The organism is Curtobacterium sp. MCBD17_013, from assembly GCF_003234565.1.
GTDB lineage: Bacteria > Actinomycetota > Actinomycetes > Actinomycetales > Microbacteriaceae > Curtobacterium.
The window spans coordinates 1-1,586 of sequence record NZ_QKTU01000037.1 but is presented as its reverse complement, the minus strand read 5'-3'; the positions used below and the strand labels follow the sequence as shown (position 1 = coordinate 1,586).

The following is a 1,586-nucleotide window of genomic DNA, read 5'->3' as shown; positions in this document are numbered from 1 at the left end:
GGGCTGGTGCGGGGGGCGGGGGGCGGCTACTCGGCGATGACCCTCGGGTCCGTCTCGTCGACGTCGACCGGGACGGCCGGGGCCTGCTCCTGGCGGGACACCGCGCCGCGGCCGGTCAGGAACGTGCCGAGGAACCCGATCACGAGCGCGACGACCACGCCGAGGTTCGCGTACGCCCAGGCGCCCTGGGTCCCGCCGAGTCCGAACGGGCCGAGCAGGTACCCCTGCCAGGACAGCCAGCCCGCGGCGGTGTTCGTGACGAGCCCCCAGCCCACGGCCGTGGCCACGACGAGGATCGCGATGCTGTCCCAGCGGACGTCGCCGTACCGCCCGCGGCGCGTGAACAGCTCACGCTCGGCGTAGTCCCGCTTGCGGAGCACGAGGTCCGCGATGAAGATGCCCGCCCAGGCCGCGATCGGCACGCCGAGGGTGATGAGGAAGCCCTGGAACACCGTGATGAAGCTCCCCGAGACGAACACGATGTAGATCGTGCCGAGCGTCATGATCACGCCGTCGACGCCGACCGCGACGGGCCGCGAGACCTTGAGCCCGGCGTTGAGCAGCGCGAGTCCGGACGAGTAGATGTCCATGATCGCGCCGGACACGATGCCGAGCACCGCGGTCACGACGAACGGCACGAGGAACCACGTCGGCAGGATCCCCGCGAGCGCCCCCACGGGGTCGGTCCCGATCGCGGACTCGAGGTGCTTCGAGGACCCCGACACGAGCAGGCCGAAGACGAGCAGGACGGCGGGGCCGAGCGACGAGCCGAACGTCGTCCAGAACACGACGCCGCCGCTCGAGGCGCTCCGGGGCAGGTAGCGGGAGTAGTCGGCGGCCGCGTTCACCCAGCCGAGCCCGAACCCCGTCATGACGAACAGGAGCGCGCCGATCACGGCCGGCCCGTTCCCGGACGGCATCGCCATGACCTTCCCGAGGTCGACGTGCCCCGCGGCGAACACGATGTAGAGCACGGTGAGGACGCCCGCGATGATCGTGATCCACCGCTGGAGGCGCATGATGAGCTCGAACCCGAGCGTGCCGCCGAGGACGATGAGGGCGATGACGACGACGAGGGCCGCCACCTTCGTCACGACACCGCCGCCCCAGCCGAGGCGGTCGAACACGGTCGCGGTCGCGAGCACGGCCACCGCGGCGAGCGAGGTCTCCCACCCGACCGTCAGGATCCAGGACACGACGGACGGGAGGCGGTTCCCCCGAACCCCGAACACGCTGCGGCTCAGCGTCATGGTCGGGGCTGACCCTCGTTTGCCGGCGAGCGCGCTGAGCCCGCAGAGCACGTACGACAGCACGACGCCGAGGACGACGACGACCGTCGCCTGCCAGAACGAGATCCCGAACCCGAGGACGTACGCGCCGTAGCTGACGCCGAGGACGCTCACGTTGCCCGCGAACCACGGCCAGAACAGGTCGCGCGGCTTGCCGCGCCGCTCGTGCTCGGCGATCTCGTTGATGCCGTTGCGCTCGACCGAGAGCGCGGATGCCGGGCTCGTGGTCGTGTCGTCGATGGTGCTCACGGTGCTCCTTCGGGGAGGGTGGTGCCGGAGGGGACGGGCGGAGAGGGG

General features: G+C 71.3%; 1 protein-coding gene. It reads right to left on the bottom strand.

Annotation, left to right across the window (positions count from 1 at the left end; genetic code table 11):
- Positions 1-26: 26 nt before the first annotated feature.
- Entirely contained in the window at positions 27-1,538 is a 1,512-nt protein-coding gene (locus DEI81_RS15875; RefSeq protein WP_258368808.1) for a cytosine permease, read from the bottom strand.
- Positions 1,539-1,586: the final 48 nt, after the last annotated feature.